The following is a 21,508-nucleotide window of genomic DNA, read 5'->3' on the forward strand; positions in this document are numbered from 1 at the left end:
TCGGCGGAATGCGGGTAGAGCCGGGCTCAGCTGGGCATTCTTCTCGGATGATCCCGAACCTGATCCGACGCTTCGTCATCGCCGCCGTCGCCGTGCCGCTGGCCGCGGCGGGCGCCCGCAAGCTCAGCCAGACCCTCGAGAAGAAGCACGGACCCACCCGCACCACCCGCGGACTCCGCCAGGGCGCCGACTTCCTGCAGGGCCTCCGCCGCCCCAAGAAGCGCCGCTTCTCCTTCAGCCGCTGACCCACGGCGTCCGCCTTCGACGTCCGGCCGGACGGTTCAGCTGTCGCGGCGTTGCCGGGACAAGGGTGCACCGCTCGCCACACGGCCGCGCGACTTCACCCGGGACGACCGGGCGACCCTGGCCAGCGACACATTGCTGCGGGCGCTCCCCGACTTCCGTGCCAAGGCACTGGTCGGCGGCGGCTGGCGGCCGGAGTTGCGTGCTTCCCTGATCACCTACTTCGTCAACAGCCTTCCGTTGCACTTCGCCAATCCGTACCGGGCCTGGTGCCGTAAGGCCCGCGAGGAGCAGCAGCTCGACCAGGTCGTGCACGACGATCATCTGACTCCGCACGTCTTCGGCGTCGAGGACTCGGAGGAGCTGTACGTCACCCGCGACAGCGCCGTACGGAGCCTCCGGGGCCTGGACCGCAGGACCGCGGAAGTGGTGGCGTTGTCGGCCGATGGATACACCCAGGCGGAGGTCGGACTCTTCCTGGGGATCAGCCGGAAGGCGGTCGAGAGGATCATCGGTCGGCATCACCAGCGGCTCTCCGAGGGGGAGGAACCAGGTGAGTGACTCGCCGTCAAGCCTTGACTCCCAGGACTTCGAGCGGCTGCTGCGTCGCTCGTCGCTCGGCTCCTCGGACCCCGGACCGTCCGCCGACGAGGCACCCGGAGAGCCTGCGGGCGAACTGCCCGCCGATCTGGCGCGGCGTTTCGCGGTGGTCGCCCGGCTGGGCGGGGGCGGCGAGGCGGAGACCCTGCTCGTCCGGCAACCGAACGGCCGGGAGGCAGTCCTCAAGGTTTATCACGACGTCGTCCCGGACGCCGAAACCCGGCGGGCACTCGGCCGTTTGCGATCGCCCCACCTGGTCCAGCTCTATGCCGCGGACGAGGCCGACGGATACGGTTACGAGCTGCTGGAATATGTGCCCGGGCCGACCCTGGCCGACCTGGCGCGGGAGCCGATGCCGACCGCGATGATCGTCGAGCTGGTGCGGCAGCTCTCCGAAGGGCTGCACGCTCTGCACGAGGTGAACATCATTCACCGCGACCTCAAGCCGGCCAACATCCTGGTGCGGTCGCGGGAGCCGTTACAGGTGGCCATCGCCGACTACGGGCTGAGCCATCGGATCGCCACCGACGCCGCGTTCTCGAACTCGGGGGTCACGCTGCCGTACACGGCGCCGGAGTCGCTCGTGGGGCACGTCTCGGCCAGCCGCGACTGGTGGTCGCTCGGCATGATCGTGGTCGAGCTCGCGACGGGCCGGCGGCCGTTCGAGGGGCTGCCGCCCGACTTCGTGGCGTTCCAGCTGGCCTCGCGGGCCGTTGACATCTCCGCGATCACGGACGACCGTCTGCGCGTGCTGTGCGCGGGCCTGCTGACCCGCGACCCGGAGTATCGCTGGGGGTTGGAGCAGGTCCGGCACTGGCTGGCGGGATATCGACCCGAGGTCCTCCGGGAAACCGGCCGGAGCGAACACTCAGGCACCCCGACGTGGACGCAGTGCCGCGCCGCCGCGGCGTCGATCTATCAGGCCGAGTACGGGAGCGAGGCGGTGGCCACCGTACGGCCTCGCAGCGTGCTCGGGATCGTCCGCGGCCGGGGACCGCTGAGCCTGCTGCTCTACGTCGCGGCCGTCGACGGCCTTCTCGTGTGGCGGGGACCGGATTCGCTGGCGCTGCTCCAGCCGCCGGGTGACCGGCCCCGCAAGCCGTCGGTGAGCGGCGTCCGGATGACCGTGCTGCGGCGCCTGGTGCGCAGCTGGGACACCATGATTTTCGGCGTCCCGCCGGCCGTGCTGCTCGCGCTGGCCGGCGTGGCCGCGGCGCTGGTCGCCGCCGGGTCGACGGCGTTTGCCTGGCCCGGCCTGGTGCTGGCGCTGGCCGCGCTGATCTACGTGACCGTGTTCCTGCTCTGCGGAGTCATCAACGGCCTGTCCTGGTTCTACCGCGAGTTCGGTCGCGCCAACCGGGCGCGTGACGAGATCGCCGCAGAACTGCTGCCCGGGGCGCACTGGACCATGACCCTCTGCCACCACGTCGACGGCACCCCAGCTCAACACCTGCTGCGGCGCGTGCAGCACACCCTGGAACGAATTCTCACCGCGGACCTCCGCCAGGCGGCGGTCGACCTGGGCGTCCAGGTGACCGACTCCGCCGTCACCGAGCAGCTGGTGTGCCTGCGCCGCGGGGCGACCACCGAGGCGACCCGCGATTCGGTCGGCGCCTGGTCGGACCGGTCCCGGATGTCGGGTCCCGGGCGGGCCTTCACCGTGCGGGCCTCCGACTATCGCGCCGACCGCGCGCCGTTCCGCGTCTTCGACCGCGGCGGGTTCCTGTTCTGGTACCTGGCTGGGGAGGCCGCGGTCATCGCCGTGCTGGCACAGATGGTGCCGCAGTGGGAGCGGGCGGCATGCGCGACCTCCTGCGCCGGTCACCCGGTGACCTATGGGCAGGCGTGGCGGTGGCTGGCGCAGCGGCTGTTCCTCACCGACCCGTACGGCCTGGCCCCGGTCAGCCGCTCCGCCTGGGCGATCGGCTGGCTGGTCAGCGTGATGTCGCTGATGGGCGTGTTCGTCGCGGTCGCGGCCGTGCGCCAGTACTCCCGGGTCCGGCGGGCCGAGATTGCGGCCGCGGCGTTGAAGACCCGGATGGTGAACGAGCAGACCCGCACGCTGATCATGGTGGCCACCGCGGAAGAGCGCCGGGCCGTGCTGGCCGCCACCGCGGCGGTCACCGGTCGGCAGCCGGAGTCGGCGACGCTCGGCAACCAGGTCGTCTGGCAGCTCGGCACGATCAGCGGCACCAGGCTGATGCTCGTGCAGGTGGAACCCGGCGCGGTCGGCCCCGGCTCGGCGGCGATCTCGGCCGCGGCGCTGGTCAGCAAGCTCGACCTGGACTTCTTCATCGTGGCGGGCATCGGCTACGGGCTGCGGCCGGCGGGCCAGGAGTTCGGCGACCTCCTGGTCTGCACCCAGCTGCGCGCCATCGACCACCGCAAGGTGGCCGAGCCGCCCGACGCTCCGCCCGCCCCGGCACCCAGGAGCGGCGGGGAGGCGGCCGCGTTGCTGCGGGATTCGCCGCCGTCGAGCGGTGACCCGTCGGAGCAGGTGCGCGGCGACTCGGTGACGCCCTCGGTGGCACTGCTCAGCCGGTTCCGGGCTGTCTCGCAGAGCTGGACCGCGCCGCCGGCCGTGCATTTCGGACCGATGGTCTCGGCGAGCATGCTGTTGAGTTCCCGGTCCGAGCGGGACCGGCTGGCCGCGCAGCATCCTGATGCGATCGGCGGCGAGATGGAGGGGGCCGGGGTGTACGCGGCGGCGGCCCACGCCAAGGTCGACTGGATCGTCGTGAAGGCGATCAGCGACTTCGGCTTCGGCAAGACCGACGCGTTCCATGAGCGGGCGGCCCGCAACGCGGCGTCGTTCGTCATCCGCGCCGCCGAGTTGGGCTTCCTCGACGAGGCGCCCGGGCGCGGCACGGTGTAGATCGCCTTATGCGGCGGCGATCGAAAGCAACTCGGCGGCCAGCGCCGTCGGGGTGCGGCCCAGCCACAGGGCGTGCAGGGGGCGTGTCAACGACAAGCCCTCGACCTGCAGCTCGACCAACTCCCCCGCCGCGACCGCCGACGCCGCGGCGCGGGCGCTGATCACGCCCACGCCGCCACCGGCGCGGACCGTCGAAAGGATCGTCGTCGTCGAGCCCAGGCTGATGGCGTGCGGCAGCGACGGCGCGAAACCCAGCGACGCGGCCAACGCCTTCAGGAACGTGTCCCGGGTGCCCGACCCGGGTTCCCGCAGCAGCAACGGCTGGTCGGCCAGGTCGGTCGCCCGCAGCGGGCGCCAGGCGTGCGCCGCCAACGGGTAGGAAGCGGCCACGACCAGGGCCAGCCGGTCGTTCCCGACCACCCGGGAGCTCAGATCGGGTGGGAGGTCCGGCGACTCCACGAAGCCGAGGTCCGCCGTTCCGGCCCGGACCGCGGAAACCACGCCGTTGCTGTTGGCCACCGCCGCCGCTATGTCCAGGTCCGGGTGGGGCCGGCGCAGGGCCAGCAGCCAGGCCGGCAGCAGGTATTCGGCTACCGTGAGGCTCGCCGCGATGCGTAGCCGGGCCTGGCGGTCGGCTCGCAGGGTCAGAACGCCGTCGGCCAGGGTCTGTGCGGCGTCCAGGACGCCGTGGGACCACGCCACCACGGCCTCGCCGGCCGGGGTGAGGAGGCTTCCGCGCCGGGAGCGCACCAGCAGGGGTACGCCCAGGCGCCGCTCGAGTTTGGCCAGCCGGGCGCTGGCGCTCGGCTGGGTGATGCCGTGCACCTGGGCGGCGCGGCCGACGCTGCCCGTCTCGGCGACCGAGACCAGCAGGTCGAGCGCCGGCAGGTCGCTTATCCAGGGCGGCAGTGGCATCACGCGAAGTGTGTCACGGTCTGCAGGCCGAGGCTGGTGGCACTCACCGCCACCCACAGGATCAGACCCAGCAGCAGCGGCCGGGCGCCGGCCCGCCGCAGCGCCGCGACGTCCGTCGACAGGCCGACCGCGGCCAGCGCGACCGCGATGAGCAGCAACGCCACCTGGTGGAGGAAGCCCTGTGCGGCGACCGGGATCAGCCCCGCGGTGTGCAGCCCGGCCACCGCCACGAAGGCGACCAGGAACCAGGGCACCAGCGAGATCACCGAGCGCCGGCGGGCGGACGAGAGGACCAGGACGATCGGAATGATCATCAACGTCCGGACGAGCTTGACCACCACGGCGTACCGGACCGCGGCGGGACCGTAGGCACCCGCCGCGGCCACCACCGAGCTGGTGTCGTTGACCGCCGTGCCCGCGAACAGGCCGAACGCGTGCTGGCTGAGCCCGAACAGGTGCCCCAGCGGCGGAAAGACGAGCACTGCGGCGACGTTGAAGAGGAAGATCGTGGAGATCGCGTAGGCCACGTCGTTGCTCTTCGCCCTGATCGCGGGTGTGGTGGCCGCGATGGCCGAGGCGCCGCAGATGCCGGTGCCGACCCCGATCAGGGTGCGCAGGTCGCGGGGCACGCCGAGTTTGCGCCCGACCAGCCACGCGAGCAGCAGGCACACGCCGAGCGTGCCCAGCATGACCGGCAGCGATCCGGCCCCGACCGACACGACCTCGCCGAGCGACAGCTGGACGCCCAGCAGCACCACTGACAGCTGCAGCACCGGGCCTTTGGCCACGTCCACGTTCCAGGAGAAGCGCCGGGCCGCCGGGCTCATCAGTACCCCGGCGACGACCGCGAGGACGGGTGCGCCGACCACCGGCACCAGCATACCGGCGAGAGTGGCGGCCGCCCCGACGGTCACCGCCGCGGCGAGGCCGGCGGCTTGCGGGGGTACGCGGTGACGGGCGGCAGTGCCGGCAGCAATGATCACGTTTCCAGGCTTCGCCGGAAGCGCCGCACCCGGTAGCGGTCATTACCGGACCACTGTCATAGACAACGCCTATGACCGCAGTCGCGGCCGGCCTTATGTACGCTCGTACACATGACCGCCACCATCGCCGCCCGGCCGGACGTGCGGGCCGCCTCCACGGCCACCTACGCCGCCTTCATCGGCTCGGGTTTCGCGTTCGCCAGCTGGGCGTCCCGCATCCCCCAGGTCCGTGACAGCCTCGACCTCGACCCGGGCAAGCTCGGCCTGGTGCTGCTGGCGATCGCCGCCGGTTCGCTGCTGGCGCTCCCGCTCTCCGGGCCGGTGGTCAGCCGGATCGGCTCGTCGCGCACCGTGCTGTCGATGGCCGTGCTGCTCGGCGTCGGCCTGACCGTCGCCGCGCTGGGCGCCACGACGAGCGTCGTGCCGGTGGTGATCGGCCTGTTCCTGCTCGGCTTCGCCAACGGCGCCTGGGACGTCGCGATGAACGTGCAGGGCACCGTCGTCGAGCGCCACCTCGGCCGGTCGATCATGTCTCGCTTCCACGCCGGCTTCAGCCTCGGCACGGTGGCCGGCGCGCTGCTCGGCGCGGCCATGGTCGCCTGGCACGTGCCGGTCGCACCCCATCTGACCGCCGTCGCCGTGCTGGTCGTGCTCGGCGTGACCTGGCAGGCCCGGCGGTTCATCCCCGACGAATCCCCGGGCGAGGACCGGGCCACGGGCAGCGCGCTGACCGCGTGGAAGGAGCCTCGCACCCTGCTCATCGGTGTGTTCGTGCTGGCGTTCGCGTTCGCCGAGGGCGTCGGCAACGACTGGACCAGCGTGGCCGCCATCGACGGTCACCACGTCTCCCCCGCGCTCGGCACGCTGGCGTTCGCCGCCTTCCTGACCGCGATGACGGTCGGCCGCTGGTTCGGGCCGGGGCTGCTCGACCGCTTCGGCCGTACCCCGGTCGTCCGCGTCCTCGCCCTGATCGGCGTCGTCGGCCTGGCGCTGTTCGTCTTCGGCCCGTCGCCGGTGTACGCGTACGCGGGCACCCTGCTCTGGGGCCTCGGCGCCTCGCTCGGCTTCCCGGTCGGCATGAGCGCGGGCGGCGACGACCCGCGCCGGGCGGCCGGGCGGGTCAGCGTGATCGCCTCGATCGGCTACTGCGCGTTCCTCGGCGGGCCGCCCACCATCGGCTTCCTCGGCGACCATTTCACCGTGCTGCGCGCCCTGCTGACCGTCGCCGTGCTGCTCGGCGTCGCCGCGCTGGTGTCGTCGAGCGTGCGGCCTCTCGAACCAGGCCAAGTGGAGTGAGCGCCGGGGGCGCCGGCCCGCTCACCGTCCTCGACGGACGGTTGGCGACCCCCGGAGCGCATGTGTCACCCCGGAACCTGCCGGAACGGCGTAACGTGCCCCCGTGCCTTCGTCGTGGAGGTTGTTTCTGACCTACGCCGGGGCGAGTCTGGTCCCGGTGGCGCTGCTCGGGCTCATGTTGTCGGTCGCGCTGGGCGGCGAGGCCCGCAGCCGGGGCCTCGGTGAGGGCCGCGACCAGGCCACGCTGATCGCCCGCACCACCATCGAGCCCCAGCTCGACGGCCGCCCCCTCACCCGGGCGATGCCCGGAGCCGAACTGCAGGCGCTGCACCGCCTCACCGACCGGGCGGTCAGCGCCGGGTCGATCGTCCGCATGCGCCTGCGCGACACCAACGGGCGCGTCGTCTTCTCCGACGACGGCTCCGGCTTCAACGACGGCTCCCGCTTCAACGACGAGGACGAGGCGCTCGACGCGGCCCACGGCAAGGTCGTCGCCCACCTGACGCACCTCAACGCCGACCGCAACGACACCGGCCCGGCCGGTCAGCGGGTCGTCGAGGTCTATGTGCCGCTCAGCACGGACGGCCCGGTGCTCGGCGTACTCGAGATCTACCTGCCGTACGCGCCGATCGCCGCCGAGATCAGCGCCGGCCTGCGTACGCTTTACCTGGTCCTCGGCATCGGCCTGGCCGCACTATGGGCCATCCTCGCCCTCATCTCGGCCTCGACGATGCGCCGGATGGTCCACCTCGCCCAGCACGACGCGCTGACCGGCCTGCCCAACCGCACGCTCTTCCAGCGCCGGGCGGCCGCCGCGATCGAGGCGGCCGAGCGCGACGGCGGCACCGCGGCCGTGGTGCTGGCCGACGTCGACCGGTTCAAGGAGGTCAACGACACGCTGGGCCACCACAACGGCGACGCCCTGCTGGGCGAGCTCGCGTCCCGCCTGGCCACCGCGGTCCGGCCGGGCGACACCGTGGCCCGGCTCGGCGGCGACGAGTTCGGCCTGGTGCTGCCGGGCATCGGCAGCGACGAGATCCGCACCCTCCTCGACCGCCTCCGGGCGGTCCTCGAGGCGGAGGCCACGGTAGGCACGCTTCCCCTTTCGCCGGAGGCGAGCTTCGGGTACGCGCTGGCACCGGCCGACGGCACCGACGTCGACACCCTGCTGCGCCGGGCCGACATGGCGATGTACCTGGCGAAGGGCACACGGACCGGCACCGCCCGCTACGACCGGACGCGCGACCACTACGACGCCGCGCAGCTCGCCCTGGTCGCCGAACTGCGCCGGGCGATCGAAACCGGCGAGCTGGTGCTCTTCTACCAGCCGAAGGCCGAGCTGCGCACCGGCCGGGTCTGCGCGGTCGAGGCCCTGCTCCGCTGGCAGCACCCGGTGCGGGGCACGGTGCCACCGGACGCGTTCCTGCCGGTGGCCGAGAAGACCGGGCTGATCGACGCGCTCACCCGCTGGGTGCTGGCGACCGCGCTGGCCCAGGTCGTCGCGTGGGGCCCGGCCTTCGAGGGACTGTCGATGTCGGTGAACGTGTCCGCCCGCAACCTGGCCCGCCCCGACTTCGCCGACACCGTGCTGGCCGCGCTGTCCGCCGCGGGCGTGCCGGCGTCCCGCCTGGTCGTCGAGATCACCGAAACCGCGCTGATGACCGACCCCGAGGTGGCGGCCGACGTACTGGCCCGCCTGTCGACGGCCGGCGTGCGAATCAGCGTCGACGACTTCGGCCAGGGCCAGACGTCCCTCGGCTACCTGTCGACCCTGCCGCTGCACGAACTGAAGATCGACAAAAGCTTCGTCGGCGACCTGCCCGACAACCTGGGCCACGCGGCGATCGTCCGGTCGGTCGTCGACCTGGGCCACAACCTGGGCCTGCAGGTGGTGGCCGAGGGCGTCGAAACCCACCAGACGGTAGCCTTGCTGACCGCAACCGGCTGCGACGTCGCCCAGGGCTACCTGCTGGCCCGCCCCATGCCCGCCGACGACCTGGTCCCCTGGCTGGCCGACCATCGCGCGGGCGCCCTGACCGTCGAGCACTAGCCAAGCCCGCGGGCCGGAGCCGACCTGAAGCAGGCGCGACCCGAAGCAGACACGGCCCGAAACCGGCGCAGGCCGAAACCGGCGCGGGCCGGCGCGGGCGGGCGCGGACGGGCGCGGGCCGGCGCGGGCGCAGGCCGGCGCGGGGTTGGAGCGGGCGCAGGCCGGCGCGGGGTTGGAGCGGGCGCAGGCCGGCGCGGGGTTGGAGCGGGCGCAGGCCGACGCGGGGTTGGAGCGGGCGCAGGCCGACGCGGGCGGCGGCGGGCGCAGGTTGGAGCGGGCGCAGGCCGGAGCGGGCTGGAGCGACGCGGTCCGAAACGAGCGCAGGCCGAAACCGGAGCGAGTCGGCACGGGCCGAAGCGGGCGCGGGCCGAAACGAGCGGGCCGAAGCGGGCGTAGGCCAGGGCCGGGAACGTTGGCGCCTTGACGGGGTGGGTGGTGGGCGGAGAGGCTGGGCGCCGTGTCAGCATCGGAGGTCGGGCCCGGGCGGCTGCGGCAAGCGGCGATCTATCGGGCCGGGGTCCTCGGGCGGCGGCCCGCGGTGCCGACCGACTTCGGCTCCCTCGAGACGGCGGCGCGGCGCGCCTCCAGCGCCCGCGCCTGGGCGTACGTGGCGGGCGGCGCCGGGGAGGGCCGCACCATGCGCAACAACCGCCGGGCCTTCGACCGCTGGGTGAGCGTTCCGCGGATGGCCCACGGCATCGGTTCGCGGGAGCTGTCCACGACCGTACTGGGAACTGAGCTGAAGTCGCCGCTGCTGCTGGCGCCCATCGGCGCCGGCGCTCTCATGCGCCGCGACAGTGACCTGGCGATCGCCCGCGCCGCCGCCGCTACCGGCGTGCCCTATGTCTTCTCCAACCAGGGCTGCAACCCGATGGAGGACTGCGCGGCCGCGATGGGCGATGCCCCGCGGTGGGTGCAGCTCTACTGGAGCACCGATGAGCAACTGGTCGACAGCTTCATCCAGCGGGCGGAGAAGGCCGGTGCGGGCGCGCTGGTCGTCACGCTGGACACCACGATCCTCGGCTGGCGACCGCACGACCTCAACCTCGGTTCGCTGCCCTTCGCGCGGGCCGAGGGCATCGCACAGTACACATCGGACCCCCGGTTCCTCGAGATCGCGGCCCGGCGCCCACCGGCGGCCGCCCGGACGACGGTCACGCTCGGCGGGCTGCGGACGCTGGCCGCCATGGCCCGCAACTATCCCGGCGGCTTCTGGTCCAACCTGACCTCCAAGGCACCGCGGGCCGCGGTCGAGACGTTCCTCGATGTCTATTCGAACCCGGGGCTGAGCTGGGATCACCTGGCGACGCTGCGCGACCGCACCCGGCTGCCGATCGTCCTCAAGGGAATCCTGCATCCGGACGACGCGCGGCGGGCCTTCGACGACCTCGGCGTCGACGCGATCGTCGTCTCCAACCACGGTGGCCGCCAGGTGGACGGGTCGATCGCTGCCCTCGACGCCTTGGTCGAGGTGCGGGAGGCGGTCGGCCCGTCGAGGACGGTGCTGTTCGACAGCGGCGTCCGCACCGGCGCCGACGTTTTCACCGCGCTGGCCCTGGGTGCGGACGCGGTGCTGCTCGGCCGCCCGTACATGTATGGACTGGCGCTCGCCGGCGAGCGCGGCGTCACCGAGGTCATCCGGAACGTCGTCGCCGAACTCGACCTGACGATGGCCCTGACCGGCACCCGCAGCATTGCCGACATCGACCGGACGGTCGTCCGGCGCTCAGACGCCCAGCACTGGTAGGAGAGCCGCCCCGGCCAGCCCACCGGCGACGACGACCGCGGCCGTCGCGGCGGTCACGCGCCAGCCGAAGGTGCGGCCGACCATCGCGACGCCGGGGAGGCTGACCGCCGGCAGCGTGATGAGCAGGGCGCCGGCCGCTCCGAGCGACAGCCCGGCCAGCACCAGGCCCTGCACGATCGGGATCTCGCCCCCGGTCGGGATGACCATGAGCGTCCCCACGATCGCGGCCACCACGACCACGAGCAGGCCGGACCGGAGGCCGCCGCCGAGCGGGAACAGCCAGCCCCGGAACGCGCCGATCAGCATGACGACGACCAGGTATTCGGGCACCAGGGTCACGGTCAGCCGCAGCAGCGCGCCCAGGTAGCGCCTCACCGACGGCGCCTCGTCGGCCGCCGGTTGCGGCTCGGCCACCTCTTCCGGGACCCGGCGGTCGGTCAGCCGGGCCACCAGAACGGACCCGCCGACCACGACCGCGGCCCCGATCACCAGGCGCGTCAGCGTCCACTGCCAGGGCGCCACGAAGGCCAGGAAGACCAGCACGGCCGGGTTGAGCAGCGGGTTGCCCAGCCAGTACGCGACGACCGCGGCGGTCGGAACCCCACTGCGCCGCAGCGTCACCGCGACCGGCGCCGAGCAGCACGCGCACATCATCGAGGGGGTCGCGGCCAGGCCGCCGGCGACCGCGGCCGACACCGGACGCCGCCGGTTGAGGACCCGGAGCAGCCAGGTTCGGGGTACGAGCGTCTGCAGCGCGGCGCTGATGAGCAGCGCGGCCACCAGCGCCTTCCAGATGGCCTGCAGATAGGCCGAGGTGAACGAGGTCGCGGCCGACCAGGAGGGCGCATCACCCGGGTGCACCCCGCCAGCGCCGAAGATGCCCGAGCCGGCCCACGTGTGCGTGGTCGCCAGGCCGCGGGCCTTGGCCTGGTAGGGCCACCATTTCGCCCACAGCAGTCCGGCGACCGCGACAGCGACCGCGATCAGCACACCGCTCGTCGCCACGGTGCGGGAGGCCCGCTGCTCCATGAAACCTCCACTGTCGACGAGGGGCGAGCGTATCCCCTCCGGGTGGCGAATAGGTGACACCCGCAGCCGACGGGGTAGACAGCGGCCGTGGATCGTCGGCGCACGGGTCCGGCCGGCTTGCTCTCCGCGATCGCGGTTTCCCAGATCGGGAACGTGGTCGCGGTGGTCGCCCTGCCGTGGTTCGTGCTCCAGACGACCGGAAGCGCGGCCCGCACGGGAATCGTCGCCTTCGCCACCACGGTCCCGCTGGCGGTCGGTGCCGTCGCGGCCGGACCGCTCCTCGACCGCCTCGGCGTACGACCGGCATCCGTACTGGCCGACCTGGGCGCCGCCGCATCGATCGCGACCATTCCCGTGCTGCACATCTGGGGTCACCTGAGCTTCGGTGCGCTGCTCGCCTTCGCCTTCCTGGCCGGCACTTTCGAGGCACCGGGGCGCACCGCCCGCCGGGCCATGCTGCCCGGGCTCGCCGCCGGCGCCGGGTTTTCGCTGGAGCGGGTCAACTCGGTGTCCACCACGACCGAGCACCTCGGCTATGTGCTCGGGGCGCCGCTGGCCGGCGGGCTCATCGCCGGCCTGGGCGCGCCCGGGGCGTTGTGGCTGGACGCTGCGTCGTTCGTGGGATCGGCCGTGATCGTCGCGTCCACCGTTCCCGCTCTGCGTAGCAGCGCCGAGCGGCCGCCGTTGCTGGCCGGCCTTCGCTTCATCCGGAACAGCCCGATCATCCGGACGTTTCTCATCATCTGGACCGCGGGAGCCTTCCTCGTCACTCCGCTGGCCGGGGTGATGCTGCCGGTCTACACGAACCAACGTTTCGGCACCGCCGGCGCGCTGGCCGCCGCTGTCACCGCGCTCGGCGCCGGTGGGATCCTCGGCACCCTGACCTTCGCGACGGTCGGCCGTTCCTGGCCTCGCCGGCGCGCGTTCGTGGTGATGTGGGTGACCTATCCGCTGCTCTCCTGCGTGCTGATGCTGCTGCCGGGACTCGTACCGCTGCTTGCGCTACTCGCCGCGATCGGCCTGGTCACCGGTGCCTACGATCCGCTGGAAGTCACCATCTACCAGGAGAATATTCCGCCGCCGCTTCGGTCCCAGGTTTTCGCCGCGCTGCTCGCCGCCGAGATGACCGCGGTACCGCTGGCGATGCTGACCTATGGCTTTTTGATCACCTCGGCCGGGCTCCGGGCCGGAACGGTGCTGTTCGGAGCCGGGAACCTGGCGCTCGGCGCCTACGCCCTCCGCGCACCGGCCACCCGCCGCCTCGGAACGCCGTCGCGGTTACTCCCGCCGGACCGGGGTACGGCGTGAGCAATGAGGACGCTGTGGCGGTCGCGGGATTTCCGGCTCGTCACGATCGGGCAGAGCGTCACCCAGCTGGGCACCGAGGTCACCTCGATCGCGTTTCCGCTGGCCGCGATCGGGCTGCTGCACGCCACCGCGTTTCAGCTCGGTGTGCTGGTCGCGGTGCAGAACGGGGCTTTCCTGCTGATCGCGCTGCCGGCCGGGGTGTGGCTGGACCGCCGCCGGCGGCGGCCGGTGCTGATCGCCACCGACGTCGTGCGGGCGGCCGCCCTGGCCGCGGTCACCGTCAGCGCGGCGGCCGGCCGGCTCAGTTTCGGGTTGCTGCTGGTGGTGACCGCGGTGATGAGCCTGATGCGGGTCGTGTTCGAGGTCGGCTACCAGACCTATCTGCCGTCGATCGTCGACCGCCGTGACCTGGTGCAGGGCAACGCGACGGTGGAGACCATCCGGGCGTCCGGGCAGATCGCCGGACCGGGTCTGGGCGGCTGGCTGGTGCAGCTGGCCGGTGCGGCGAACGCGCTGCTCGCCGACGCGGTCAGCTTCCTGGTGAGCGCGTTCTGCCTGGCCCGGGTGCGGACCGCCGAGACGGCGCCGGCGAGCATCGACCAGCGCGGCCTGCTGCACCAGGCTCGCGAGGGTATCCGGTTTGTGTGGGCGGATCCGGTGCTGCGGGGCATCGCGGCGACCAGCGCCCTGTCCAACCTGCTGTTCGTCGCCGCGAACGCGCTCAACATTCTCTTCCTGGTCGAGGTCGTGGGGGTGAGCGCGGGGACCGCGGGCATGATCTTCTCGATCGGCTCGGCCGCGGCGGTGCTCGCCGCGGCCGTCACCACCCGGCTCGCCCGATGGCTCGGCTCGGCCCGGGTGATCTGGCTGTCGGCGGCCGTGACCAGCCCGTTCAGCGTGCTCGTGCTGTTCACCTACGACGATTGGCGGCTCGTCTTCTTCGTGCTCGGCATCGTGGTGAGCGGGGGCGGTCAGCTGGTCTACGCGATCACCCAGCTCAGCTATCGCCAGGCGGTGGTGCCGCCGGAGATCCTGGGCCGGGTGAACGCGACCGTCCGCTTCCTGGTGATGGGGCTGCTGCCGGTCGGCGGGTTGCTCGGCGGCGGCCTCGGCACGCTCCTGGGCGTACGGGAAACCCTGCTGATCGTTGCGATCGGCCTGACCCTGGCTCCGGGTTTCCTGGTTTTCTCGCCGCTCCGGCGGGTGCGCGAGGTGACCGAGCTCAGCCCTTCCGTCCCTGCGTCGCCACTCCCTCGATGAAGTAGCGCTGGCCGAAGCTGAAGAGGATAAGCATGGGCAGCGTGACCACCAGGGACGCGACCATGACGTACTGGTAGTCGGCGTGGCCGCCGTTGGTCGGGCTGTACTTGGTCATCGCGTAGGCGACGCCGAGCGGCGCGGTGAAGCCGTTGACCGAGCCGCTGTTGAGGTAGATCAGCGCGCCCTGGAAGTTGTTCCAGGCGGCCTGGAACTCGAAGAGGAACACGATGACGAACGACGGTATCGACAGCGGCATGGCGATCCGCCAGAACATCTGCCAATAGCTGGATCCGTCGATCCGGGCCGCCTCGAACAGCTCCCGCGGCAGGCCGAGGAAGAACTGCCGTTGCAGGAAGATATAGAACGCCGACCCGAACAGGTTGGCCCCGAACAGCGGCACCCAGGTGCCGAGGAGCCCGGATTCCTTCCAGATCAGGTACGTCGGGATCATCGTCACCGAGCCGGGCAGCATCATCGTGGCCAGCACGAGGCCGAACAGGAAGCCGCGGGCCGGGAAGCGGAAGTAGGCGAACCCGAACGCGACCACCGAGCTGGAGATCGACACCAGGGCGGCCGCGAGGAACGAGATCGCCACGCTGGTGAAGATCCAGTGCAGGAGCGGCAGTTCCTTCCAGACCTCGACGTAGTTGGAGAACTGCCAGACGTGCGGGATCAGCGAGTTGTCGAAGACCTGACCGGCCGGTTTGAGGCTGGCCGCGACCAGCCACACCAGCGGGTAGAGGAACAGCGCGGCGAAGCCGATGAGCAGCAGGAACAGCACGATCTGGCCGACCGACCAGCGGGCCTTCCGGGCCGGCGGAGGGGCCGGGTCGGTCAGGGCCAGCGGCAGCGCGGTGGGCGATGTGGTCTCCGGGCCGATGGTCGCCATCACCGCTCCGCTTCGTAGTAGACGTACCGGTTGCCGATCTTGACCTGAATCCAGGTCAGGACCAGCAGGATCACGAACAGCAGCCACGCCATGGCGGCCGCGAACCCGAAGTTGAACTGCCGGAACGCCTGCTGGAACAGGTAGACGGCGTAGAACAGCGAGGCCTCCGGGGCGGCGTTGCTCTGGTCCCGCCAGAACAGCAGGTACGCCTGGTCGAAGACCTGAAAGGCGTTGATCGTGAGGATGACGACGTTGAAGAACACCGCGCCCGAGATCATCGGCAGGGTGATCGAGAAGAACTGGCGGAGCGGGCTCGCGCCGTCGAGGGACGCCACCTCGTAGAGGTCCCGGGGCACGTTCTTGAGCGCGGCCAGGAAGATGACCATCGTGCCGCTGACGCCCCAGAGCGCCATCAGCACGATCGACGGCCGCACCCACGCCGGGTCGACCAGCCACTGCGGGCCCGGGACGCCCAGCAGGTGCAGCCCCCGGTTGATCGCCCCGGTGTTGCCGTTGAGCAGCAGGAAGAAAACCGCGGCGGTGGCCACCGCCGGAGTCATCTTGGGCAGGTAGTAGACCGTACGGAAGAAGCCCGCGCCGCGCCGCGCCCGGCTGAGCAGCAGCGCCAGCAGCAGCGCGAAGCAGATCTCCAGCGGGACGGCGAGAACCGCGAAGAACAGGGTGTTCTTCAGGGATGCCGCCACCCGCGGGTCGTCCAGCAGCGCCCGGTAGTTGCTCAGCCCGCCCGGCCGCATCTTGTTGGTCGCCAGGTTGAAGTGGCTGAACGAGATGGCCAGGCTGTAGATCATCGTGCCCAGGGTGAAGATCAGGAATCCGATGATCCAGGGCGCGATGAACAGGTAGCCGGCTATGGCCTCCCGCCGGTTGTACTTCCTGGCCTTGAGTTGCGCCGGCATCTCAGCTGCCGGTGACCGACTTGTAGGCCGCCATCGTCGCCGCCTGGGCGTCGGCGAGCGCCTTCGGCGCGGTCTTCTGGCCGGTCAGGGTGGCGGTGATCGCGTTGGTCAACTCCTGTTTGAGCTGCTGACCGGCCGGCGACGAGCCGACGCTCCTGCCGGCGCTGACGACGTCGTAGTAGGTGCTGATCACCTGGTCGAAGCCGGCGTTGCCAGTCGGCTTCACGTACTTGTCGCGCAGCGTCTTGTCCGCCTCCGGCTGGCCGGTGAACAGGCCGGTGTAGATCGACTTGTCCTTCGCGATGGTCGCGGCCCGGGCGGCTCCCGCCGCGTCCCACGACGCGTCCTCGGTGAGGGTCAGAGCCCACTTGCAGGCGGCACTCGGGTTCTTCGCCTTGGCCGGGATGGTGAACGAGGTGCCGGTGGCGACGCTGACCGGCCGGCCGTCCCGGCCGCGGAACGGCACCGCGGCCAGCTTCATCTTGCCGGCGTACGGCGCCAGCACGTTGGGATAGAACTGAAAGTTGACCTCCGCACCGACCTGGTTCCGGACGTACTGGTTCTGGTCGCCGAAGAAGTCGAACGAGTCGGTGAAGCTCTTGAACTTGGCGTACCCGCCCTGCGCGTCGGTCAGCTTCTTCAGCATCTCCAACGGGTAGACGTTCGACGGGTCGTCGAGGGTCGGCTGACCGTTGCCGCCGATCAGCTTGCCGCCGAGACCGATGAACCACAGGTACTGCTGCCCGGTGGGTTGCGGGTCGAAGCCGGCCACCGTGGGCACACCGCCGCTCGCCTTGTACATCTTCGCGACCGCGGCCAGCAGCGCGTCGGGCTTGGAGGTGTCGATGTCCGCCGGCTTCACACCGGCCGCGTCCATGACCGTGGTGTTCAGGATGATCGCCGGTGGCTGGTAGAACTGCGGCACCGCCCAGATCTGGTTCTTGTAGGTCACGTCGCTGACCACGGCCGGGTACCACCGCTGCCGGGGGTCGACCTGATTGGCCGAGAAGCACTTGTCCAGCGGCATCAGCAGGCCCTGAGCGGCATAGGTGGCGACGTACTCGCGGTCCATCTGGACCACGTCGGGCACGTTGCCGCCGGCCAACCGGGCGGTGAACTTCTGCGCGTCGAACGGCGTCTGGTCCATCTTGACGGTGACACCGTTGAGCTTGGCCGCCGCGTACTGGATGCGAGCCTTGCCGACGTCGTCGGCGTTGTCGAAGGCCCAGGCGCTGACCGCGCCGGAGACGTTGGAGCTGAACGTCGCCGCGTCGCCGCCGCTGCTGTCGTCGCTCCCGGACTCGCAACCCGCGGTCACCGAGGCGATGCCGAACGCAATGGCAACACCGGCGGCTAACGCGGCCGCTCGCTTACTTCCCATGTCGGGCCCCTTCGGTCGGGAATCGATCCCACCTGCGCAAGCAGTGGTCGGCTTCTACCCGAAGTGGCTCTCATGTATGCCGGTCAGTCGACGGCGGGGTCGCGCACCAGAATGCCGTCGAGGTGGGCGATCTCCAGCACCATGCGGACCGTCGGGGTCGGCTGGGTGAGGAACAGCGTCTTGTCGCGGGCGGCGGCGGCCCGCTGGGCGGCGACCAGGACACCGATGCCGCTCGAGTCGAGGAAGCCGACCGAGCGCATGTCGACCTCGATGTGCGGCGCGGTCTGACTGTCCACTATGCCGCGGAGCACCTCCCGGAGCACGTCGACGGTCTCCAGGCTGATGTCGCCCTCGGGGACCACCGTGATGCTGTCGCCGTGCCGTTCGATCCGGTACTCCAAAGACATGCGGAGCGCGGTACCCCTATCGGGTCCGGATCAAACCCGGTAGGCCTTCGCCTGGAGGGCGAAGAGTTGGGCGTACGTTCCGCCGGCCGCGAGCAGGTCCTCGTGGGGGCCGGTCTCGGTGACGCGGCCGTCCTCGACAACGACGATGATGTCGGCTATCCGGACCGTCGAGAAGCGGTGCGACACCAGCACGGTGACCGCTCCGGCGGCCGCCGAGCGTTCGGCCGCGCCGGCGAAGCGTTCGAAGACGGCGGCCTCGGTCGGCGCGTCCAGGGCCGCGGTCGGCTCGTCGAGGACGGTCAGCAGGGGTGCCGGGCGCATCAGGCCGCGGGCCAGGCCGACCCGCTGCCACTGGCCGCCGGAGAGCTCGCGGCCGCCGGGGAAGAAGCGGCCGAGCAACGTCGAAGGTTCGATCGCCAAGGCGTCGGCACCGGACCGGGACAGCGCCGCCGCCAGCGCGCGGTCGTCCGAGCGCCGCGGCAGGTCGCCCATGCCGACCGCGTCGCGCAGGATCATCTGGGGGCGCATGAAGTCCTGGAAGATGGCCGTGAGGTGCCGCCGCCACTCGGCCGGCTCGACCGCGGCCAGGTCGACACCGTCGACCGTGATGCGGCCGGCGGTCGGCGCGTACATGCCGGTGAGCAGCTTGACCAGGGTGGTCTTGCCGGCGCCGTTCTCGCCGACCACGGCCACCGTGGCACCGGCCGGTAGCAGCAGGTCGACGCCGTGCAGCACCGGCTCCGCGCCGCCGGGGTAGGTGAACGACACGTTCTCGAAGCGGATGCCCTCGCCGAGGGTTTCCGGGACGCTTTCGCCACCCGGAAGCGGAGGGGCGAGGTAGCGCTCGGCCCACACCAGGCGCCGGGCCGACCGCATCGCCGAGGCGAGGCTGTCGGCCGTGCCGGTCGAGCGCGAGACCTGGGTCTGCGCCCGCCGGATCAGGCTGGCCGCCATCACGACCTGCCCGGGGCTGACGTTCCCGTGAGCGGCTTGGAGGACCAGGACGACGATCGCCGCGACGAAGCCACCCGCGTACGCCAGCCAGCCGGCGGCCTCCCAGAGGCCGCCGCGGATCGCCGCCCGCACCGATCCGGCCCGCACCTCCTCGCTGAGCGCCGCGTGCCGCTCGGTGAGCGCGCCGGTCATGCCGTAGGTGCGCAGTTCCATCGCCGACGCCGCGGTGGTGGCGATGCCGAACAGGTCGCCGGTGAGGCGTTTCTTCTCGGCCAGGTCGTCGTCGGCGCGCTGCTGGAGCTTGGACGCCCGGCGCCCGGCCAGCCAGGGCAGCACGGCGAGCACCGGCACGGCCAGCACGGGCGGATAGATCCAGGCCAGCAGCGCGACCGTGCCGATCGCCTGGACCGCGATCTGCAGGCCGGCGAGCACCTGGGACGGTGACGAGGCGAGCGCCCGGCGGTTGTCGCGCAGCTGGTCGATCTCGCGCAGGTCGTCCGGGTTCTCGAAGTGGTCGAGCCGGGGCGCGTGGGCGACGGTGCGGCCGATGCGCGCGCCGAGTTCGAGGTTGATGCGGTCGGTGAGCACCTGGTTCTGCTGGGCGCCGACGACCGCGAGCACCCAGCTCGTGCAGGCCAGCACCGAGGCGACGAGCACGCCGAGGAGGACGCCGCGGCCGTCGTGCTCGAGCCCGGCGTCGACGATCAACCGGAAGCCGATCGAGTAGGAGATACCCGCTACCCCCACGATCAGGCCGCGGATCAGCGCCCAGGTGATCTGCCGGGGCGCGACCCGCCAGCCGAGGGTCAGGAAGAACCAGATCGCGGTGCGGCGCGGAATGTCGTCCGGTCTCATCGGAACCTCGCCGCCTGCTGGTTGAACATGCGGGCGTAGGTGCCGCCGGTCGCCAGCAGCTCGTCGTGCCGGCCCAGTTCGGTGATGCGGCCGCCGTCGAGGACGGCGATCCGGTCGGCGCGGCGGACGGTCGAGAAGCGGTGCGAGATGACGATGCTGGTCACCCCGGCGGTGATCTTCAAGAACCGGTCGTAGAACGCGGCCTCGGCGCGGACGTCCAGCTGGGCGGTGGGTTCGTCAAGGACGAGTACGGTGGCGCCCTGCGCTACCGCATAGAGCGCGCGGGCGAGGGCCAGGCGTTGCCACTGGCCGCCGGAGAGGTCCTGGCCGCCCGTGTATTGCGGGGACAGCACGGTGCCGAGACCTCCGGGCAGGCCGTCGATCACCTCGGCGGAGCCGGAACGGCGTACGGCCTCCTCGATCGCCGCCGGGTCGTCCGGCACGCCGTCGAGGTTCATGGTGATGTTTTCCCGGGCGGTCAGCGGCAGGCGCGTGAAGTCCTGATAGACCACGGCCACCCGGCGCTGCCAGACGTCGGCCGGCAACTCGGTCAGCGGGACGCCGCCGACCGTGATCCGGCCGCCGGTCGGGTCCCGCATGCGGGCCAGCAACGAGACCAGTGTGGTCTTGCCGGCCCCGTTGACTCCGACCAGCGCCAGCGACCGCCCCTCGGCCAGTTCCAGGTCGAGGTCGTCGAGCACGTCGTGGTCGCCCTCGGGGTAGCGGAAGCTCACCCGCTCGAACCGGATCGCGCCGGCCGGCGGCTCACCCGTCGTTCCGGTGAGTGCCGTCTGTTCCCGCAGCTCGGAGGTGAGCGAGTCGAGGTCGGGCAACGCGGTCAGCATCGCCTCGATCTTGTAGTCGTTGATCGAGATGCTGCCGACGTTCATCGTGGCCGGGAGCATCGGGAGCATGACCGCGAGCGTGCGCAGGTCGATCGTGTGGTGGTACGCCGACCAGCCCAGCGAGCCGGCGACCAGCACGTACGCCCCGAGCACGGGCAGGCAGAGCAGCAGCACCCGGCGGGTCAGCGCGCGTTGCTGGTCCCACGACTCGGCCATCGCCTCGACATAGGAACCTCGGTAGCCCTCGATCAGCCAGTCGGCGAGCCCGAACGTACGTACCTCCTTGGCGTGCGGCGCCTTGCCGGCCAGCGCGAAGAGGTACCAGCTGCGGCGCATCGTCGAGGTGGCCCGGCGGAACATGTGCACGCGGGACAGCACCAGCCGGCGCAACGGCTGCCGGACGCCGAGCCAGACCGCGATCAGCACGACCGCGAGCCACCAGTGGTAGGTGCCGATGACCAGGCAGGCGAGCAGCCCGGAGAGCCGGTCGCCGACCATCGACAGCGTGGTCATCGGCGCGTCGGCGGGCTGGTCCGAGGAAAGCCCGCCCCCGGCCCGGGCGAGCCGGTCGAGCACCTCGGGGTCTTCCAGGTGGCCGATGCCGGCCGGCGCGTTGACCGCGCGCACCAGGCGGCGCTGCATGAGCGCGGTCAGCCGGGCCCGCGACGTCGCGGCCAGCATGTCCTCGGCCGGGCCGCGCATCATATAGAGCGCGTACGCCACCCCGGCCACCACGAGAGCAGCGTCGAGCCGGTGGCCGTCGGGCGAGCCGAGCCCGTGCGCCACCGCACCCGGGATGTCACCGGTGACGTGCCCGATGACGATCAGCGTGAACGGTGGCAGCACCGACTCGGCGATCACGAAGATCACTGCCAGCACGAGCAGCACCGGCGAGGCCTCGGCCAGCAGGCGCAACGCGCGCACCCGCCGGGACCGCCGAAAAATATCCCGCAC

General features: G+C 71.7%; 17 protein-coding genes. 8 read left to right on the forward strand and 9 right to left on the reverse strand.

Going from position 1 to position 21,508, the window contains the following annotated elements:
* Positions 1-47 precede the first annotated feature (47 nt).
* From ACIA5C_RS03555 to ACIA5C_RS03565, 3 genes are all read left to right on the forward strand, one after another.
* On the forward strand, positions 48-245 hold the full coding sequence (locus ACIA5C_RS03555) for a hypothetical protein (protein ID WP_396050812.1): 198 nt from the start codon (positions 48-50) through the stop codon (positions 243-245).
* A gap of 133 nt (positions 246-378) precedes the next feature.
* The gene (locus ACIA5C_RS03560) at positions 379-804 is read left to right on the forward strand and encodes an ECF-type sigma factor (protein ID WP_396050813.1); all 426 of its coding nucleotides are present in this window, start codon (positions 379-381) and stop codon (positions 802-804) included.
* The gene (locus ACIA5C_RS03565; RefSeq protein WP_396050815.1) at positions 797-3,718 is read left to right on the forward strand and encodes a protein kinase; all 2,922 of its coding nucleotides are present in this window, start codon (positions 797-799) and stop codon (positions 3,716-3,718) included. Before ACIA5C_RS03560 ends, ACIA5C_RS03565 begins: the two co-directional genes overlap by 8 nt.
* A 6-nt stretch (positions 3,719-3,724) precedes the next feature.
* Here the strand turns inward: ACIA5C_RS03565 and ACIA5C_RS03570 are convergent, their stop codons facing one another.
* Together ACIA5C_RS03570 and ACIA5C_RS03575 are read right to left on the reverse strand one after the other, a co-directional pair.
* Positions 3,725-4,633 carry a LysR substrate-binding domain-containing protein gene (locus ACIA5C_RS03570; RefSeq protein WP_396050817.1) on the reverse strand — a complete coding sequence of 303 codons (909 nt, stop codon included), beginning with the start codon at positions 4,631-4,633 and terminating at the stop codon, positions 3,725-3,727.
* Complete coding sequence (locus ACIA5C_RS03575; protein ID WP_396050819.1) at positions 4,633-5,616, reverse strand: YeiH family protein; 984 nt, start codon at positions 5,614-5,616, stop codon at positions 4,633-4,635. Before ACIA5C_RS03575 ends, ACIA5C_RS03570 begins: the two co-directional genes overlap by 1 nt.
* 111 nt (positions 5,617-5,727) lie before the next feature.
* On the opposite strand from ACIA5C_RS03575, the gene ACIA5C_RS03580 reads away from it, so the two are divergent.
* The 3 genes from ACIA5C_RS03580 (at position 5,728) to ACIA5C_RS03590 (ending at position 10,709) form a co-directional block, all read left to right on the forward strand.
* Positions 5,728-6,912 carry an MFS transporter gene (locus ACIA5C_RS03580; protein ID WP_396050821.1) on the forward strand — a complete coding sequence of 395 codons (1,185 nt, stop codon included), beginning with the start codon at positions 5,728-5,730 and terminating at the stop codon, positions 6,910-6,912.
* Between the two features lie 103 nt (positions 6,913-7,015).
* The gene (locus ACIA5C_RS03585; protein WP_396050823.1) at positions 7,016-8,962 is read left to right on the forward strand and encodes a putative bifunctional diguanylate cyclase/phosphodiesterase; all 1,947 of its coding nucleotides are present in this window, start codon (positions 7,016-7,018) and stop codon (positions 8,960-8,962) included.
* Positions 8,963-9,419: 457 nt separating this feature from the next.
* A complete protein-coding gene (locus ACIA5C_RS03590; protein WP_396050824.1) occupies positions 9,420-10,709 on the forward strand; it encodes an alpha-hydroxy-acid oxidizing protein in 1,290 nt (429 codons plus the stop codon).
* On the opposite strand, the gene ACIA5C_RS03595 is transcribed toward ACIA5C_RS03590, so the two are convergent.
* A complete protein-coding gene (locus tag ACIA5C_RS03595) occupies positions 10,689-11,738 on the reverse strand; it encodes a permease (RefSeq protein WP_396050826.1) in 1,050 nt (349 codons plus the stop codon). The two genes, ACIA5C_RS03590 and ACIA5C_RS03595, sit on opposite strands and share 21 nt — an antisense overlap.
* Before the next feature lie 87 nt (positions 11,739-11,825).
* On the opposite strand from ACIA5C_RS03595, the gene ACIA5C_RS03600 reads away from it, so the two are divergent.
* Complete coding sequence (locus tag ACIA5C_RS03600) at positions 11,826-13,046, forward strand: MFS transporter (RefSeq protein ID WP_396050828.1); 1,221 nt, start codon at positions 11,826-11,828, stop codon at positions 13,044-13,046.
* Between the two features lie 3 nt (positions 13,047-13,049).
* On the forward strand, positions 13,050-14,306 hold the full coding sequence (locus tag ACIA5C_RS03605; RefSeq protein WP_396050829.1) for an MFS transporter: 1,257 nt from the start codon (positions 13,050-13,052) through the stop codon (positions 14,304-14,306).
* Here the strand turns inward: ACIA5C_RS03605 and ACIA5C_RS03610 are convergent.
* From ACIA5C_RS03610 to ACIA5C_RS03635, 6 genes are all read right to left on the reverse strand, one after another.
* Positions 14,269-15,195 carry a carbohydrate ABC transporter permease gene (locus tag ACIA5C_RS03610; protein ID WP_396050830.1) on the reverse strand — a complete coding sequence of 309 codons (927 nt, stop codon included), beginning with the start codon at positions 15,193-15,195 and terminating at the stop codon, positions 14,269-14,271. The two genes, ACIA5C_RS03605 and ACIA5C_RS03610, sit on opposite strands and share 38 nt — an antisense overlap.
* Positions 15,195-16,112 carry a carbohydrate ABC transporter permease gene (locus ACIA5C_RS03615; protein ID WP_396050832.1) on the reverse strand — a complete coding sequence of 306 codons (918 nt, stop codon included), beginning with the start codon at positions 16,110-16,112 and terminating at the stop codon, positions 15,195-15,197. The genes ACIA5C_RS03610 and ACIA5C_RS03615 overlap by 1 nt, the downstream gene beginning before the upstream one ends.
* Position 16,113: 1 nt before the next feature.
* Positions 16,114-17,493: an ABC transporter substrate-binding protein gene (locus ACIA5C_RS03620; protein ID WP_396050834.1), complete on the reverse strand. Its 1,380-nt coding sequence runs from the start codon at positions 17,491-17,493 to the stop codon at positions 16,114-16,116.
* Positions 17,494-17,576: 83 nt separating this feature from the next.
* Positions 17,577-17,900 carry an STAS domain-containing protein gene (locus tag ACIA5C_RS03625; RefSeq protein ID WP_396050836.1) on the reverse strand — a complete coding sequence of 108 codons (324 nt, stop codon included), beginning with the start codon at positions 17,898-17,900 and terminating at the stop codon, positions 17,577-17,579.
* A gap of 30 nt (positions 17,901-17,930) precedes the next feature.
* Positions 17,931-19,709 carry an ABC transporter ATP-binding protein gene (locus ACIA5C_RS03630; protein ID WP_396050838.1) on the reverse strand — a complete coding sequence of 593 codons (1,779 nt, stop codon included), beginning with the start codon at positions 19,707-19,709 and terminating at the stop codon, positions 17,931-17,933.
* Positions 19,706-21,508: an ABC transporter ATP-binding protein gene (locus ACIA5C_RS03635; protein ID WP_396050840.1), complete on the reverse strand. Its 1,803-nt coding sequence runs from the start codon at positions 21,506-21,508 to the stop codon at positions 19,706-19,708. The genes ACIA5C_RS03630 and ACIA5C_RS03635 overlap by 4 nt, the downstream gene beginning before the upstream one ends.

This window comes from Actinoplanes sp. NPDC051343 (genome assembly GCF_044455125.1).
Taxonomy (GTDB): Bacteria; Actinomycetota; Actinomycetes; order Mycobacteriales; family Micromonosporaceae; genus Actinoplanes.

Bases quoted from the DNA above. Each gene is read 5' to 3' on its own strand.
- ACIA5C_RS03555 (WP_396050812.1), top strand. From the start codon at position 48: ATGATCCCGAACCTGATCCGACGCTTCGTCATCGCCGCCGTCGCCGTG.
- ACIA5C_RS03570 (WP_396050817.1), bottom strand. From the start codon at position 4,633: ATGCCACTGCCGCCCTGGATAAGCGACCTGCCGGCGCTCGACCTGCTG.
- ACIA5C_RS03580 (WP_396050821.1), top strand. From the start codon at position 5,728: ATGACCGCCACCATCGCCGCCCGGCCGGACGTGCGGGCCGCCTCCACG.
- ACIA5C_RS03595 (WP_396050826.1), bottom strand. From the start codon at position 11,738: ATGGAGCAGCGGGCCTCCCGCACCGTGGCGACGAGCGGTGTGCTGATC.
- ACIA5C_RS03605 (WP_396050829.1), top strand. From the start codon at position 13,050: ATGAGGACGCTGTGGCGGTCGCGGGATTTCCGGCTCGTCACGATCGGG.
- ACIA5C_RS03610 (WP_396050830.1), bottom strand. From the start codon at position 15,195: ATGGCGACCATCGGCCCGGAGACCACATCGCCCACCGCGCTGCCGCTG.
- ACIA5C_RS03615 (WP_396050832.1), bottom strand. From the start codon at position 16,112: ATGCCGGCGCAACTCAAGGCCAGGAAGTACAACCGGCGGGAGGCCATA.
- ACIA5C_RS03620 (WP_396050834.1), bottom strand. From the start codon at position 17,493: ATGGGAAGTAAGCGAGCGGCCGCGTTAGCCGCCGGTGTTGCCATTGCG.
- ACIA5C_RS03625 (WP_396050836.1), bottom strand. From the start codon at position 17,900: ATGTCTTTGGAGTACCGGATCGAACGGCACGGCGACAGCATCACGGTG.
- ACIA5C_RS03630 (WP_396050838.1), bottom strand. From the start codon at position 19,709: ATGAGACCGGACGACATTCCGCGCCGCACCGCGATCTGGTTCTTCCTG.